The 14,687-nt window shown below is 59.0% G+C and carries 15 protein-coding genes; 5 read left to right on the forward strand and 10 right to left on the reverse strand.

Going from position 1 to position 14,687, the window contains the following annotated elements; translation table 11 throughout:
* Positions 1–27: 27 nt before the first annotated feature.
* The 5 genes from rpmI to ACFSKT_RS15485 form a co-directional block, all read right to left on the reverse strand.
* Positions 28–228 (reverse strand): 50S ribosomal protein L35, encoded by a 201-nt coding sequence (gene rpmI / locus ACFSKT_RS15465; protein WP_148932499.1) that lies wholly within the window; start codon positions 226–228, stop codon positions 28–30.
* Positions 229–255: 27 nt separating this feature from the next.
* A complete protein-coding gene (gene infC / locus ACFSKT_RS15470; RefSeq protein WP_377721995.1) occupies positions 256–753 on the reverse strand; it encodes a translation initiation factor IF-3 in 498 nt (165 codons plus the stop codon).
* Positions 754–1,374: 621 nt separating this feature from the next.
* Positions 1,375–1,551 carry a hypothetical protein gene (locus ACFSKT_RS15475; protein WP_377721872.1) on the reverse strand — a complete coding sequence of 59 codons (177 nt, stop codon included), beginning with the start codon at positions 1,549–1,551 and terminating at the stop codon, positions 1,375–1,377.
* A 200-nt stretch (positions 1,552–1,751) separates the two neighbouring features.
* Positions 1,752–2,990, reverse strand: coding sequence for a glycosyltransferase family 2 protein (locus ACFSKT_RS15480; RefSeq protein ID WP_377721996.1), 1,239 nt, complete (start codon positions 2,988–2,990; stop codon positions 1,752–1,754).
* 345 nt (positions 2,991–3,335) lie between these two features.
* Positions 3,336–4,508, reverse strand: a complete 1,173-nt coding sequence (locus ACFSKT_RS15485; RefSeq protein WP_377721873.1) for a glycosyltransferase family 4 protein — start codon at positions 4,506–4,508, stop codon at positions 3,336–3,338.
* 240 nt (positions 4,509–4,748) lie between these two features.
* On the opposite strand from ACFSKT_RS15485, the gene ACFSKT_RS15490 reads away from it, so the two are divergent.
* Complete coding sequence (locus tag ACFSKT_RS15490; protein ID WP_377721874.1) at positions 4,749–5,306, forward strand: phosphatase PAP2 family protein; 558 nt, start codon at positions 4,749–4,751, stop codon at positions 5,304–5,306.
* On the opposite strand, the gene trmB is transcribed toward ACFSKT_RS15490, so the two are convergent.
* Together trmB and ACFSKT_RS15500 are read right to left on the reverse strand one after the other, a co-directional pair.
* Complete coding sequence (gene trmB / locus ACFSKT_RS15495) at positions 5,225–6,007, reverse strand: tRNA (guanosine(46)-N7)-methyltransferase TrmB (protein WP_377721875.1); 783 nt, start codon at positions 6,005–6,007, stop codon at positions 5,225–5,227. The genes ACFSKT_RS15490 and trmB overlap by 82 nt on opposite strands.
* A gap of 208 nt (positions 6,008–6,215) precedes the next feature.
* Positions 6,216–6,416 carry a hypothetical protein gene (locus ACFSKT_RS15500; RefSeq protein ID WP_377721876.1) on the reverse strand — a complete coding sequence of 67 codons (201 nt, stop codon included), beginning with the start codon at positions 6,414–6,416 and terminating at the stop codon, positions 6,216–6,218.
* Positions 6,417–7,044: 628 nt separating this feature from the next.
* On the opposite strand from ACFSKT_RS15500, the gene mnmL reads away from it, so the two are divergent.
* The 4 genes from mnmL (at position 7,045) to ACFSKT_RS15520 (ending at position 10,061) form a co-directional block, all read left to right on the forward strand.
* Positions 7,045–8,007, forward strand: a complete 963-nt coding sequence (mnmL, locus tag ACFSKT_RS15505) for a tRNA modification radical SAM protein MnmL/YtqA (protein ID WP_377721877.1) — start codon at positions 7,045–7,047, stop codon at positions 8,005–8,007.
* Positions 8,008–8,589, forward strand: coding sequence for a tRNA 5-(aminomethyl)-2-thiouridylate-methyltransferase MnmM (mnmM, locus tag ACFSKT_RS15510; protein WP_377721878.1), 582 nt, complete (start codon positions 8,008–8,010; stop codon positions 8,587–8,589).
* Between the two features lie 24 nt (positions 8,590–8,613).
* Positions 8,614–9,015: a VOC family protein gene (locus tag ACFSKT_RS15515; RefSeq protein ID WP_377721879.1), complete on the forward strand. Its 402-nt coding sequence runs from the start codon at positions 8,614–8,616 to the stop codon at positions 9,013–9,015.
* Between the two features lie 77 nt (positions 9,016–9,092).
* Positions 9,093–10,061 (forward strand): type I phosphomannose isomerase catalytic subunit, encoded by a 969-nt coding sequence (locus ACFSKT_RS15520; protein ID WP_377721880.1) that lies wholly within the window; start codon positions 9,093–9,095, stop codon positions 10,059–10,061.
* A 183-nt stretch (positions 10,062–10,244) separates the two neighbouring features.
* Here ACFSKT_RS15520 and ACFSKT_RS15525 read toward each other — a convergent pair whose 3' ends face one another.
* The 3 genes from ACFSKT_RS15525 to ACFSKT_RS15535 form a co-directional block, all read right to left on the reverse strand.
* Positions 10,245–11,306, reverse strand: a complete 1,062-nt coding sequence (locus ACFSKT_RS15525; RefSeq protein ID WP_377721881.1) for a hypothetical protein — start codon at positions 11,304–11,306, stop codon at positions 10,245–10,247.
* Positions 11,307–11,493: 187 nt separating this feature from the next.
* Complete coding sequence (mgrA, locus tag ACFSKT_RS15530) at positions 11,494–12,483, reverse strand: L-glyceraldehyde 3-phosphate reductase (RefSeq protein WP_377721882.1); 990 nt, start codon at positions 12,481–12,483, stop codon at positions 11,494–11,496.
* Positions 12,484–12,753: 270 nt separating this feature from the next.
* Positions 12,754–14,562: a B12-binding domain-containing radical SAM protein gene (locus tag ACFSKT_RS15535; protein ID WP_377721883.1), complete on the reverse strand. Its 1,809-nt coding sequence runs from the start codon at positions 14,560–14,562 to the stop codon at positions 12,754–12,756.
* Positions 14,563–14,687: the final 125 nt, after the last annotated feature.

The following is a 14,687-nucleotide window of genomic DNA, read 5'->3' on the forward strand; positions in this document are numbered from 1 at the left end:
ATTTGAAAATCCGTATTCGCGTACGGACTATTTCAGGTTTGCAAGACCTTGTTGAATGCGGCGAACGTCGCCTGCAGCCATGAGCGGCTGGCCAGCAAGAACGCGCTTTTGACGACCGGATTTACCGGAAAGCAGGTGGTTGCGGAACGCTTTGTAGCGTTTCACTTTGCCAGTACCCGTAATTTTGAAACGGTCTTTCAAACTGCTGTGCGTTTTCATCTTAGGCATGTGATGATCCTCCTCAAAGAATTAAGCTTAGTTGTTGTTTTTTGGTGCCAAAATCATGATCATGCTTCGACCTTCCAGCTTCGGCACACGCTCGACCACGCAAATGTCCGCGACTTCCTTCTGAAGACGGTCCAGAATGCGTTGTCCGATGGCGGCATGTGTAATTTCGCGGCCGCGGAAACGGACGGAAGCTTTCACCTTGTCGCCTTCTCCGAGGAACTTGACGACGTTGCGGAATTTCACCTGGTAGTCGTTCTCCTCGATGTTCGCGCGGAACCATACTTCCTTCAGATCGACGATCTTCTGATTCTTGCGCGCTTCTTTCTCTTTCTTCTGCGACTCGTAACGGAACTTGCCGTAGTCCATAATGCGGCATACCGGCGGTTTCGCGGTAGGAGCAACATTGACGAGATCCATGTTAGCGTCGATCGCCATTTGGAGCGCTTCGCGGAACGGCTTGATGCCGATCTGTTCGCCTTCCGGCCCTACAAGACGTACTTCCCGAGCGCGAATCTCGTCATTGATTTGATGTTCTCTGCTAATAACCTGCCACCTCCAAAAATAATGTGCATCTATAGCGCCCGAGGGCGCGGCTGCAAACAAAAAATGCGGGCCCCTAGCGGACCCGCATTCCATTAACCAAGATCGTAGTCGTATCAATCATCGCATGTAAGCGAGGACACTTCTATTCCTAGTCGCAAACCAGTCGGCAGAGCCGAGTAGGTGAGAAGCGGGTGCTTCTGCTTGTGCGTTATTCGTTTTGTTTCGTACCGACATAATATAGCATAGCTTGGCATGGAAAGTCAACGCCGAAGTTTCGCAAACGAAACCGGCGGCGCGACTAGAAAGCCAAGGAAGTGAGTCTTGGCTTTCTGGAGCTTTCGGCTTTTGCTTTGGCTTTGGCTTTGGCTTTGGCTTTGGCTCTTGAACTCGTGCCCAAGCGCAAAGCGGGGCACCACCCTGCAGCGCAGGTTTCTCGGCTGTAAGCGACTTTTGTCGCCGTGTTCCCCCCGCAGCGGGAATCCTAATCCGGGAACACGGCAGACAACGGGAGCGTCACCGAGATAACCGGAGCACGGAACACGGCAGACAACGGGAGCGTCACCGAGACAACCGGAGCCTGAGCGTCAGCGAGAAACCGGAGCCCTATTCGTTCGCCCGGTTCACATACTCGTTCGGTACCTCGTCGCCTTGCGGATTGTTGTTCTTGATTTGCGCCTTGCGCCCGTTGCGGAATTCGCCGCCGTGCACATCGTTCTCGCGCTGATCGTTGTTGTCCGTGTGGTCGTGGCTGTTATGGTTGTAGTTCACGTTGTTGCTCATCGCATCGTTCACCTCTTTCGCGCCCTACGCGCGGAAATCGCCTTTCGGCGTGCCGTCCTAGCGTCTGCCGGAAGAGGGAGAATTATGCGCGGGCGACGGTCTTCGGTGTGAACGCGAGGAAGCCGCCGCAGATGGATTTTGCGACATGCCAACTTGGGAGATCGAAAAAGGACCGCTCCGATGAGCGGCCCTTGCGCGTGCTACACTTGCTTGCTCTGTACTTCCTCCAGCCGGATGACGCGCGTATGCTGCGTATGGCTCCACTGCTTGTTGTTCTGCGTGAAGAACGCGTAGAACGTAATCGGCAGCCAGGAGAGCTGGAAGAAAATCATCGAGATGAGATGGCCGTACATCTTCGGCGACTTGACGCCTTCCAGCGCCATAACCAATGGGAACATCAGCGCGGTGAGCGTAAGCGACACGATCGCGATCCAGCTTGGCAGGTAGCCGTAGATCGAGATGAACGCGTTGTCCGCCGGGATGACGTTGTCGATCCAAATCATCGCCGTCAGCACGAAGCCGAGCAGCGTATTATACGCGGACATCGTGTAGATGGCAGCATCGAACTTGACGAAGCTGCGCTCCTTGATGCTCGCCCAGATGAGCGGGAAGAAGTAGTTGCGGGCGACCGTGAAGTGCCCCTGCATCCAGCGCAGCCGCTGACGGGCCGACGCTTTGAACGTGAGCGGCTTCTCGTCGTACACCTTCGCTTCGAAATTCAAGACCGGATGGACGCCGCGCTTGACGCAGCGCATGGAGAACTCCAAGTCCTCGACGAGGCTCGTCGCACCCCAGCCCATCTCCTTCATCAAGCCCGTCTCGAAGCACATGCCCGTGCCGCCCAGGAAGTTCGCCATCCGCAGATTGCGGCGCGACAACTGCCACAGACGGTTGCAATACCAGTACGTGATGCCGTACGAAGCCGTGACCCAAGAGTCGTCCGGGTTCTTCGTATCCAGGTACGCCTGAATGACTTGGTGGCCGTCGCACAGGTCGTTGTTCATGTGAAGCAGGAAGTCGGTATTAACCAGGTTATCGGCGTCGAACATGACGATCGCGTCGTATTGACGCGGCATCGCCCACAGCTCCTTGAGCATCCATTCGATCGCGTGACCTTTGCCGCGCAGATGCGGATTGTTCCGCTCGCAGGCGTGAACGCCCATGCTGCGCGCGATCTCCGCCGTGTTGTCCGTACAGTTGTCGCAAATGACGAAGACGTCGTACAGCTCTTTCGGATAATCGAGATTTTTGAGGTTGTCGATCAGCGCGCCGACGACGGCCGATTCATTGTGGGCCGCGACGAGCACGGCGAAAGATTTTTGCGGTTTGTGCTTAAGTTCCTTGCGTTTGCGCACGATGCCAAACAGCGCTAGCACGAATTGATAGACGCCGACGAAAGCGAGAATCACCTGAAGCGCGACTAAAATAACGTTGATGATCATATTCGGTTGTTGCCCCCTTAAGACCCCTTTTTTTGCGATACTCTCTCTGTTTTGTATGCGAGATGAGCGCATGCCCCTTATAACCGATCAGGCGACCGCGGCGTCTGTTTGTTTGTTTTAGCCACAGCCATACTGATTTTCCACACATTGCATTCGTTTGTCAAAAGCCCAAAAACCGCTTGTACAGGCGTTTGAGCGAAGAAAAACGGTTTCAAGTCTAGTCCATGCTCGCGATTCCCCCGTTTTTCGGCCGCTCACCCGGTTTTTCAGCCAATTCTGGCGAAAACCACAGGCTTTGTATGGTAAACGACCCGCGCATTAGAAAAGTTTCATCTTCGCCCCTCACCGGGTGTGACGAATCGATGAACGGCCGGGCGCCGCAGCCTCCCGGCATGCCTCCAGCAATCGGCCGAAAATATCGTCCCACGACTGGCTGCGAGCGTATGCCATCCCTTGTATCGCCATGCGGGCCCTTAGACGCGGGTCCGCATGAAGCAGCGTCAGCGCGTCGGCGAACGCCTCCGGGCTTGCAGGATTGCATAAGAGGCCGGTCGCCATCGGTTCGACGATGTCCGCCACGCCGCCGCTCGACGCGGTCACAACGGGCGTGCCGCAGGCCATGGACTCGAGCACGACGTTGCCGAACGTCTCGGTCGGCGACGGGAACAGGAAGACGTCCGCGGCGGCATACCACTGCTGCAGCTGCTTCGGCGGCGTGAATCCAAGAAAATGCGCGGGCAGCCCCATCGCGGCCGCCTGCTCCTTCAGTCCCTGGGCGGATGGCCCGTCGCCGGCCATGACAAGCTGCGCATCGGGACAGGCCCGCTCCCGAAATAACGCGAACGCCGCCAAAGCGGTCTCGACATTTTTCTCCGGAGCCAGCCTTCCGGCATAGAGCACGACGAAACGTCCCGACTCGATCCCATGCGCCGCCAGCAATCCGCTCCGGTCGACAACGGGATGAAACAAACGCGCGTCGATACCGCGCGGCCAAACGGAAAGCCGATGCTCATCCCACCCCCTGCCAAGCAGCTCGCTTCGAGTTGATGCGGAAGGCACGAAGATGCGGCTGGCGTCCTGATGAAACCAAGTTAGATATCTCCATAACATCTTAACCATCCATTGCAAATTGTAAAACGGCAAATAGCGGTCAAAATGCGTGTGGTACGAGGCAACGAGCGGGATGTCGTACTTGCGCGCGTAATGGATGCCGCATAAACCGAGATTGAACGGCGTTGCGACGTGGATGAGCGTCGGCTGGAACGCCTGCAGGGCGCGCCGGATGTGACGCGGATTCGGAAGCGCCAAGCGGCACTCCGGATAGAGGTAGAACGGCAAGCTCGCGAAGCGCTCCACCACTGAAGGGACAGGTTCGTCCGCGCTTGCCGCCGGATCGGGAGCAAATACCTGCACGGGGATGCCTTGACGTCTCAAGTAATCGGCCCATCTGCCAAGCGTTCGTGCCACGCCGTTCACTTCCGGTTCGTACGTGTCCGTGAATATCGCCAGCCGCATCTGCATCGCCTCCGCCTGCCGGTCGCTTCGGCGCGCCTGTCGGCACGCGCCTCAAGTCCCGGACTTCGATTTTGGCTTCAGCTTAAAAAATCTGTGTTTGCGCTGCATCAAGCGGGTGCGAATGAATCGTTAATATGGGATTCGCAAGCCGTTGACACGGCGCGAACATTGGACGATTACAATGGGATAAACGGGCGCCGGATGCGCCGCCTGAAAGCGTGGTATACGGAGGGATAGGGAATGCAAACCATGGTGGCTTGGCTGAGGGGCAGGGAGTACGCTCTGCTGGCCTGGGCGAATCGCAGACCGATCAACCGGATGATGGAACGCATGCTCGGAAGGTGGCTTGGCACGATAACGCACATGGGCGGAGCCAGCTTCACGCTAGTCTCCGCCCTGTTGGTGGCCTGTATTGCCCCCGCCCCTTGGGGGGCGGCAGGCGCTCAAAGTCTCGCGGCCGTGGCGCTCAGCCATCTGCCGGTCGCACTCGTGAAACGCAAATTCCGCCGGCTGCGGCCCTACCAGAAGCTGCCGCATCTGCACTGCGCCGCCAAGCCGCTGCAGGACCCGTCGTTCCCGTCCGGCCATACGACGGCCATCACCGCTTGGCTTACGCCTTGGCTGATGGCCGACGCGTCGCTGCTGCCCGCCCTGCTGCCGGCCGCCCTGCTGATCGGACTGTCCGTCGCCTGGTCGCGGATGTACTTAGGCTTGCATTATCCTTCCGACGTCGCGGCCGGCGCCGTGCTCGGCTCGTCTACCGCCGTGCTCGTCTCTTCGCTCTGGTCTCTCTTCTGAGCTTCGAGCTTCGCTTGGCGATGCGCCGCCAGCGCCTGCGCGCCGATGACGACTTCGACGCGGTGGATGTTGTTGCCGCGCTCGACGAATTTGGACTCGTACTCCGTCAGCACGAGGTCGTCGCGAAGTTCGTCCTTATGCAGATGGAGCGAAATGTTGCGCATGACGAGCTCCATATCCGCGAAGCTGTTCAGCGAGAATTCGAATAACGATTGCGAGTCGGTCTTGAAATGAATCTCGCCGCGTTCGTTCAAAATCTCCATATACTTAGCCACGAAACGCTGGTGCGTCAGCCTTCTGCGGGCATGCTTGGCCTTGGGCCACGGATCGCTGAAGTTGAGATGAATACGCTCGATCTCGCCCGGCGCGAACATGTCCTCGATGCCTTCGATGTTCGCCCGCAGCAGCGCCAGGTTCGGCGGCGAATCTACGCCTTGCTCGGCCCATGCGGCGCGCGCCTTCTCGCTCGCGCGTCGGATCAGCTCGTCGTACATGTCGACGCCGATGAAGTTGATGTGGGGATTGCGCACGCTCATCTCGCTGATGAATTTGCCTTTCCCCATGCCAAGCTCGATATATATCGGGTTATCGTTGCCGAAAAATTCGCGCCAGCGGCCTTTGTGCGGCTTCGCGTCCAGCACGCAAAGATCCTTTTGGTTCTCGATCGCTTCCAGTATTCCTTTTCTTCCTCTAAGACGCATTGTCGATTGATTCCTCCATCATCTATAAGTACGTGTTCAAAAAGTCGTCCATTCAGCACCGAGAAGGTGGCGACTCTTGAACTTCCTCTATAAGCATAAGCTAGTCCTTATTGTGACAGGTGGGACAGGGGCTTGTAAAGGTGGGCGCGGAAGTTAAAAAGCCGCCGGCTGGGCCGGCGGCTGAATGCGTATGCTGCTTGAGCGGACGTTAGTTGAGCATCTGGCGCGGCTGGTTGCCGCCTTCGATTTCGTATTTCTCTTCGAGGACGGAGTTGAGCTTCTTGCGAGCGGACACCTCGACGTTGTGGTTGCCGTGGAACCGGATGCCTGCAAGCGCCATCAATTCTTTCATCGTCAACTCTACCGTTACCTTCTGATCGCCTTGCGGAATTTTGACTTGACCGTTCATTCTCCATCACCTCATGCGGTTTTATAGTGACAGTATTTCCAGAAAACCGACTAACTATGACAAGGGTAGGAATGTTGGTAAAATGCTTGTAAGTATTGATTTGTCGCACTTTTAAGATAACACATCATGTAAGGTTAAGCAAGGGATATTTTCCAATTTGACTGCCTAAATATTTCCCTCCCCCCACCCCCTCCGCCGAGGAGGCTCCAAAGGGCTCCGCCCTCTGGACTCCCTTTTTCGTGCTGACTCGATCGGTCGGTGGATGGCGGGTGATTTCGAGTTGGCACGCTGTTGTCCTTACGGACAAAGCTTACGCTCGAGGTATCCAGAAATTAAATTAGGTGGTTGGCGATGTTTACGTGCGATTCATGGTGCGGCGTGCTGGGACTCGCTTGGCGGGCCGGGCCGCCAAGCTTCTCTGAAACATTTCCCTCCTTGCTTCGCTCGGAGGGGCTTCGGGTCACCTTGATTAAAATTAATCCAAGATGACCCTTGCCAATGAAGAAAGAATCCGAAATTCCCGCAAAATCGGGACTTTCCAACCACCCATTTCGCTCGGCCGTTCGTAGCCTTTGCCGTTTTTTTTCGTTACAATGGTGATTAACCTCGATGTATAGGAGTCTGAATCATGCAAGTTAGGGCGAATGCCGATTTGACGGAACCCCTGCTGTGGAGCGACAAACGGTTCCATACGTGGAATTACGAGATGCGCGAGCAGTTCCATGGCAAAGTGTTCAAGGTGACGCTCGACGCCGGGTTTACGTGTCCGAACCGGGACGGATCGATCGCCAAGGGCGGCTGCACGTTCTGCAGCGCGCGCGGGTCGGGAGATTTTGCCGGCAGCCGCCGGGACGACCTGATCACCCAGTTCAATACGATCCGCGACCGGCAGCATCAGAAATGGCCGGACGCGCAATATATCGGTTATTTCCAAGCCTATACGAACACGTATGCGCCGGTCGACGAGCTGCGCGAGTATTACGAGACGGTGCTCGCGCTGCCCGGCGTCGTGGGCTTGTCCATCGCGACCCGGCCGGATTGTCTGCCGGACGACGTCGTCGATTATTTGGCCGAGCTGAACGAGCGGACGTATCTGTGGGTGGAGATGGGACTGCAGACGATCCACGAATCGACCTCCGCGCTCATTAATCGCGCCCACGATACCGCGTGCTATCTCGACGCCGTTGAACGGCTGCGGGCGCGCGGCATTCGCGTATGCGCGCATATCATTTACGGCCTGCCGCAAGAGACGCGCGAGATGATGCTGGATACCGGCCGCGCCGTCGCCAACATGGACGTGCAGGGCATCAAAATCCATCTCCTCCACCTCATGCGCAAAACGCCGATGGTCAAGCAGTACGAAGCCGGCCTGCTTCGCTTCCTCGAACGGGACGAGTACATCGACCTCGTCGTCGATACGCTGGAGTGGCTGCCGCCGGAGATGATCGTGCATCGGGTGACCGGCGACGCCCCGCGCGAGCTGCTCATCGGGCCGATGTGGAGCACCAACAAGTGGGATGTGCTGAACGGCATCGACAAGGAGCTGCGCCGCCGCGACACATGGCAAGGCAAGCTGCGGGAGGTGAAGTAAATGGGCTTCCTATCCGTACTTAGCATGGCCCATCGCCTCGTGCAGGAACGGGTGCGGCCCGGCGACCCCGTAATCGACGGCACGTGCGGCAACGGCATGGATACGCTATTCCTCGCCGGGCTGACCGGGCCGCGCGGCAGCGTCTATGCTTTCGACGTCCAGGAACAGGCGCTCGCGCGGACGCGGGAACGTCTCGCGCCGCTCGCCGCGGACGGGCGAATGCCGAACTTGCATGCGGTGCTCGACAGCCATGCCCGTATCCGGGAGCATGTCCAGGCCGAGCTGCATGGGAAAGTTGCCGCGGCGATGTTCAACTTCGGCTATTTGCCGGGGGCCGATCCTTCCGTTATCACGGAGACGCAATCGTCGGTCTCCGCGCTCGAAGCGGCGCTAGACGTGCTTCGTCCGGGCGGGATCGTCACCGCCGTGCTCTACCCCGGCCACGAAGGCGGCGATGCGGAAGCGGCGGCGATCGAAGCTTGGGCGTCCGCCTTGCCGCAGGTCGCGGCCCAAACGCTGTTGTACCGTATGGCGCAGAAACCAACCGCGCCTTATTTGATCGCGATTGAGAAGAGAACTTAATTTCATGAAGGAGGCGTTCACGCTATGGCAGTTCGCAAATTGGAGCATGTCGGGCTCATGGTCCGCAGCATTGAGAAGTCCGTCGCATTTTATACGGAGGTTGTCGGTCTCGTCTATCAATATACGCTGACGCACACGAACGGCGTTATTCGGTTGGCCTTCCTGGCCGGCGCCGAATCGGGCGATACCGAGCTGGAGCTGATCGAGGGCTACCAGGATGAGCTGCCCGCCGAGGGCCGCGTCCATCACATCGCCTTTACGGTCGATGACGTGGAGGCCGAGTTCGCGCGCATCAAGGCGCTGAACGTGCCGCTGCGCGACACCGAGATTACGACGCTGCCGAACGGCGCCCGGTATTTCTTCTTTTACGGACCCGACGGCGAATTCCTGGAGATGTTCCAACCCGCTCCGCAACCGACCGCTTAGACGCACCCCGCCCAAGACGGGTGCACGTTACATAAGGGCAACAGATAGAGAAATCATGGGATGAGGAGAGATTGACATTGGTACAACCGTATCCGCTGCAATTTAAACCGGAGATGAAGGAACGCGTATGGGGCGGCCGCGCCCTGGAGAATTTCGGGCTGGAGCTGCCGGAAGGCGCCATCGGCGAAGGCTGGATGATCGGCGATCACCCGAACGGCACGACGAAAGTCGTGAACGGCGAGCTGGCCGGTCTCGGCCTGGACGAGATCCGCGAGCAATACGGGCGCGAGTTCTTCGGATCGAAAGGCTTCTCCGCGAAAAACGGACGCTTCCCGCTGCTCATCAAGCTGCTCGACTGCAATGACGACCTGTCGATCCAGGTTCATCCGACCGACGATTACGACCGTCTGCCGGAAGGCGAGCTGGGCAAGACGGAAATGTGGTACATCCTCGACGCCAAGCCGGGCGCCAAAATCATCTACGGTCTGAAGGACGGCATTGGCCGCGCCGAATTGGCCGCCGCGATCGAGGAAGGCCGCGTCATGGACGCGCTGCAGGAAGTGCCGGTCCAAGCCGGCGACGCGTTCTATATTCCGGCCGGCACGGTGCATGCGCTCTGCGCGGGCGTCGTCGTCGCGGAAATTCAGCAGAATTCCGATACGACCTACCGCGTGTTCGACTACAACCGTCCGGGTCTGGACGGCAAGCCGCGCGAGCTGCACGTCGAGGACTCGCTCAATGTGACCGCCTACGAAGGCGCCGGCGCGACGCGCATGAAGACGGACGGCATCGGCGCGAATGAGTGGCTGTCCATCGCCTCGTCCCCGTATTTCACCGTCGATAAAGGCGTTGTCCGCCAGCCGTGGCAGCAAGCGACGTCGCCGGAGAGCTTCGTCATTCTCGTCGTGGCGGAAGGAACGGGCAAGCTCGGCTGGGCCGGCGGCTCCCTGGACGTCAAAGCAGGCGAATGCTTCCTGCTCCCGGCGAACCTTGGCGGGTATGAGCTGGATGGCGAGATGACGGTACTGCGCAGCGTGGCTCCATAAGCGAACGCCAAGCGGCGATGCTGCAACCGGCTTCCGGGAGCCGCATGGTCAGAAAAGAAAAGCCTCGGATTTTCGCGTTTTGCGGAAATCCGAGGCTTTATTGATTTTTGGGACGCGGGCTAGATCCGCGACCCGGGCGGCGCGCGATGCCTGCGGCACTGACGCGGGCGCGCGGCTTCATGTCTAAGTCCGCGCAGTCGGCTCCGCATTCGGGAGATGCCGCTTCAGCTCTTCCGCGAATGCGCGCGGCTGGTCCATGGCGAGATAGATTTTGTCTACCTTGCTCGGCAAGCCGAGCAGGCCCTCCACCTGCCGCAGCTCGGCCAGATCGATTCGGACGTTCGGCGGCTGGAGGAAGGTCGCCCCTTCGGCCGAGGTACGCCGCTGGCTGCTATCGATCTGAAATTCCGACGCGGCTTGCGCGGACGCGATGGCGGCGAGCGGGATATCCGCCTGGAGCTTGAGCCCGTATCGGATGCGCAGCGTCCCGTCCGCGATCGTAACCCTCTGAAGACGGGAGGCGCGGTAGTCGGCGACAAGCAGGAGCAGCAGCCATAGGTTTAGGATTGTGGTTACCCAGGCGGCGATGTGCGACCACAGACCGATCAACAGATGCATGGCCACTGTATCGACGAGCACGATGACCACGAATGTGATCGTCGCGGCCAGGCTGCCCTCCCCATAGGTGAATGCAAGCGGACCGGGCTCCAGCACCTTGCTCTGCATGCCCTTCCTGCGCCCCCATGAGCCGAACGCGTAATAGAGCATGAGCGACTCATGCCGGAGCAGCGCCTTGATGCCCCCGTCGCCGATATGCCGACGGAATACGGTCCGAATCGCCTCCGCTCCGTCCGCTTCGCGCCGGCGTTCTTCTCGATAGGCGCGAACGATGCGCCATACGAAGCGCAGTTCCACCGCGATGATCGCGATTTCGAGCGGCAGCAGCACCGCCTCGAACAGCCACACGGCGCCCCTCGTCTGCGGCGGCAGCATGAACCATGCCGCGAGGAGCGCAACCGCCGCGGCGGGCAGCACCGCCTTCCACCCGCCTCCGCGCCGTCTCACGACCAGGAAGTAGTACAGGAGCGGCACCGTCAACGCGGCATCGAACAGCACGCCGAACGCGACGAACGCCCGGTCGTCCGCCGCGGACGCGCGAATGGCGAACCAATCGGCGAGCAGCACCAGACACGCCGCCGCCAGAAACCCGAATAATCGCCCTCTCGATACGCTGGTCATCGTCATGCGAATCGCCTCCTCTTCGAATAAGGCGGCAAGGCCGCCAATCCGTCCCGCCCACCTGTTTGGGAGTATTTTCTAGCTCAATTATAACGTGCGGGTTGCCTGCGAAGCTGTGAAGAAAGCGTGTATTTTCGACCGCCCGCAGGATGCAAAAAAGAAGCCGACCTCGCCGGTCGGCTCCTGTACAGCTTTACTTCAAAATGGCATCGATGAGGGCCAGCTCGTCTGCCGAGAATTCGAGATTGTTCAGCGCCGCGACGCTGTCTTCGACCTGGCTCACCTTGCTTGCGCCGATCAGTGCGGACGTGACGCGTCCGCCGCGCAATACCCACGCGAGCGCCAGCTGGGCCAGCGATTGTCCGCGGCTTGCCGCGACGTCGTTCAGCTGACGCAGCTTCTCGACCAGCTCCGGCGTAATGTTCTTCTCGTTCAGGAACACGGACGCCCCCGCCGCGCGGGAGTCGCTCGGAATGCCGTTCAGGTATTTGCCCGACAACAATCCTTGCGCGAGCGGACTGAACACGATGCTGCCTACGCCGCCCGCATCCAGCACGTCCTGCAGCCCGCCTTCGATCCAGCGGTTGAGCATGCTGTACGACGGCTGGTGAATGAGGATCGGCGTGCCGAGGCGATTGGCGATCTCGATTGCTTGCGCCGCCTGCTCCGCGGAATAGTTGGAGATGCCCGCGTAGAGCGCTTTGCCCGAACGGACGATATGGTCGAGCGCGCCGATCGTCTCTTCCATCGGCGTGTCCGGGTCCGGACGGTGATGGTAGAAAATGTCCACGTAATCCGTGCCGAGCCGCTTCAAGCTTTGGTCCAAGGAGGAGATCATGTATTTGCGCGAGCCCCACTCGCCGTATGGGCCTTTCCACATGTAATAGCCGGCTTTGGTCGAGATGATCATCTCGTCGCGGTACGGCTTGAAATCGGTCGCCAGCACGCGGCCGAACATTTCTTCGGCGGAGCCCGGAGGCGGTCCGTAGTTATTCGCCAAGTCAAAATGCGTGATGCCCAAATCGAACGACCGGTGCAAAATCTCCCGGCCCGTCTCGAACTTGTCCACCCCGCCGAAATTATGCCAAAGTCCGAGCGAGATCGCCGGCAGCTTCAGTCCGGAACGTCCGGATCGGTTATACTTCATCGTTTCGTAGCGAGCTTCGTTTGCTTGATATACCATGGGCTACCTATCGCTCCTTATCCTGTGCAAGACAGGTCGTATGTAAGGCTGCTAACTCTCTCATTCTACACCTGTGCAATTCGGTTGCACAATGAAGCGGTTGGCATTATTTTATGCAAATTTGGCGCGTATACTGGGGAATAAGCTTCCTCAAGGCAAAGGGGCCAGGCCGTTATGTTTAGAAGAAATCGGCTGTCGACCATCGTCCCGCTGCCCCGAAAAGGCAAAAGAGCGCGCCTCGCGGCACGCCCTTGTCTGGCATCCATTCGATCAACCGATCGCGATCTGCTCCGCCTTCGCCAGACGCAGCAGATGCGGCTTCGCCGCACCGCCGTAGAGGACGATCAGCAGCGTATCCGCGTCAGTGCGCACCTCGCCGGTCGCCAGGAAGGCGGCCAGGTCGAACGGCAGCCGTTCGATGACGGCATGCTTATGCAGCTCCTTCTCGCCAAGGCCCAGCGCCGCGAATTCGGCGGAGACATCCTGCGGACGCTCGGCCAGCCGCTGCATCCAGCCGTTCCAGACCGCCTTGTCCATCGTGAAGTCCCACCATACTTTGCGCGGCTTGTAGTTGTGGTTCAGGAAGTAGTCGTACTTCATGAGGCCCAGCACGACGTCCGGGTTCCACGGCAGGCCAGATTGGGAATCCCGCCGTTCCCCGGCGCCTTCCTGCAGGAACGCCCACAGCCGAGAGAACAAGTCCTCGAGCTGATGGCCGATCTTCTGCCAGCCGCGTCCTTCCCAGAAGTCGCCGAACTGCTGGAAGAAGTCGAACGGCGACGGGAAGACGCGTTCCACGAGGTAGAGCAGCGCGTGATCCATCCGGTGCGCGTTCCAATATTTCTCGAGCACGTCCTCGACGCGCTTGATCCGCACGATGTCGCCGAACGGCAGCAGATCGTTGCTGAGCATTTCGTAAGGCGCCCGCTCCTGGTACTTGTAGCCGTATTTGTCCGCGTCGATCCGCATGCCCGTGCCGCGCAGCATCTTGAGGAAGCCCAGCTGCAGCTCCTCCGGCCGAAGCGCGAACACGTCGTTGAACGTCTTGCGGAAGGTGTCGTAATCTTCGTGCGGCAGGCCGGCGATCAAGTCGAGGTGCTGGTCGATCTTCTTGCTGTCCTTCACCTTCGTGACGGTGCGCACGAGCTTCGTCCAATTCTGGCGGCGCTGCACCGCTTCGTTCGTCGGATCGTTCGTCGACTGCACGCCGATCTCGAACCGGAAGATGCCCGGCGGGGCATGCTCGGCCAAATAATCGAGTACCTCCGGACGCATAATATCGGCGGTGATCTCGAATTGGAACACGCAGCCCTGATGGTTCTCGATCAAGAACTTGAACATCTCGAGCGCGTAATCCCGCTTAATGTTGAACGTACGGTCGACGAATTTGATCAGCTTCGCCCCTTGGGCGATCAAAAATAGAATATCGGCCTTCGTCCGCTCGATATCGAAATAACGGACGCCGACCTCGATGCTCGACAGGCAGAACTGGCAGCTGAACGGACAGCCCCGGCTCGTCTCGAAATAGACGACGCGGCTGCCCAGCTTCGGCAGATCCTCCTCGAACCGGTGCGGCGAGGGCAGCTTGGCCAAGTCAAGCTTCGGCCGGCCCGGGTTCACGCGAATCTCGACGTTGCCGTCTTTGAGCGTCTTGCGGTAGGCCACTCCGAACACCATATGGAATTTGTTCGTGCCGTCGCGCAGCTCCGACAGCAGATGGTGGAATGTCTCCTCCCCTTCGCCGACGACGATGTAATCGACGTCGCGCAGCCGGTCCATCCAGAACTCCACGTCATAGCTGACTTCCGGTCCGCCGAGGACGATCTTCACCTCAGGCATGATTTTGCGGAGCATGTCGATGACGATGATCGTCTCTTCGATATTCCAGATATAGCAGGAGAATCCGACGACGGCCGGCTTGCGGACGAAAATATCGGACACAATATTCATGGCCGGATCTTTGATCGTGTACTCGGCAATATCGATGTCGAACTCGTCGCCGCAATAAGCTTTCAGGCAGCGCAGCGCGAGCGAGGTGTGAATATATTTGGCGTTCAATGTCGCCAGAACGACTTTCATGTGCGTTTCATTCCCTTTTCGTATAGGCATGGTGTTCTTATTGTACCGGATCAGGGGACAAAAAAGAAGGGCGCGTCGGCCGGCGGCAAGATGTGAATCTTGCCAGCGGGACATGCCCTGCGCGC

The sequence above is a fragment of the Paenibacillus xanthanilyticus genome, from assembly GCF_042682185.1.
Classification (GTDB): domain Bacteria; phylum Bacillota; class Bacilli; order Paenibacillales; family Paenibacillaceae; genus Paenibacillus_Z; species Paenibacillus_Z xanthanilyticus.

What these genes read in the sequence shown, in the direction of transcription:
- ACFSKT_RS15475 (WP_377721872.1), bottom strand. Translation starts at nt 1,551, where the DNA reads ATGAGCAACAACGTGAACTACAACCATAACAGCCACGACCACACGGAC.
- mgrA (WP_377721882.1), bottom strand. Translation starts at nt 12,483, where the DNA reads ATGGTATATCAAGCAAACGAAGCTCGCTACGAAACGATGAAGTATAAC.
- ACFSKT_RS15515 (WP_377721879.1), top strand. Translation starts at nt 8,614, where the DNA reads ATGGCAGTTCGCAAATTGGAGCATGTCGGGCTCATGGTCCGCAGCATT.
- ACFSKT_RS15535 (WP_377721883.1), bottom strand. Translation starts at nt 14,562, where the DNA reads ATGAAAGTCGTTCTGGCGACATTGAACGCCAAATATATTCACACCTCG.
- mnmL (WP_377721877.1), top strand. Translation starts at nt 7,045, where the DNA reads ATGCAAGTTAGGGCGAATGCCGATTTGACGGAACCCCTGCTGTGGAGC.
- trmB (WP_377721875.1), bottom strand. Translation starts at nt 6,007, where the DNA reads ATGCGTCTTAGAGGAAGAAAAGGAATACTGGAAGCGATCGAGAACCAA.
- ACFSKT_RS15500 (WP_377721876.1), bottom strand. Translation starts at nt 6,416, where the DNA reads ATGAACGGTCAAGTCAAAATTCCGCAAGGCGATCAGAAGGTAACGGTA.
- ACFSKT_RS15490 (WP_377721874.1), top strand. Translation starts at nt 4,749, where the DNA reads ATGCAAACCATGGTGGCTTGGCTGAGGGGCAGGGAGTACGCTCTGCTG.
- rpmI (WP_148932499.1), bottom strand. Translation starts at nt 228, where the DNA reads ATGCCTAAGATGAAAACGCACAGCAGTTTGAAAGACCGTTTCAAAATT.
- ACFSKT_RS15525 (WP_377721881.1), bottom strand. Translation starts at nt 11,306, where the DNA reads ATGACGATGACCAGCGTATCGAGAGGGCGATTATTCGGGTTTCTGGCG.
- ACFSKT_RS15485 (WP_377721873.1), bottom strand. Translation starts at nt 4,508, where the DNA reads ATGCGGCTGGCGATATTCACGGACACGTACGAACCGGAAGTGAACGGC.
- mnmM (WP_377721878.1), top strand. Translation starts at nt 8,008, where the DNA reads ATGGGCTTCCTATCCGTACTTAGCATGGCCCATCGCCTCGTGCAGGAA.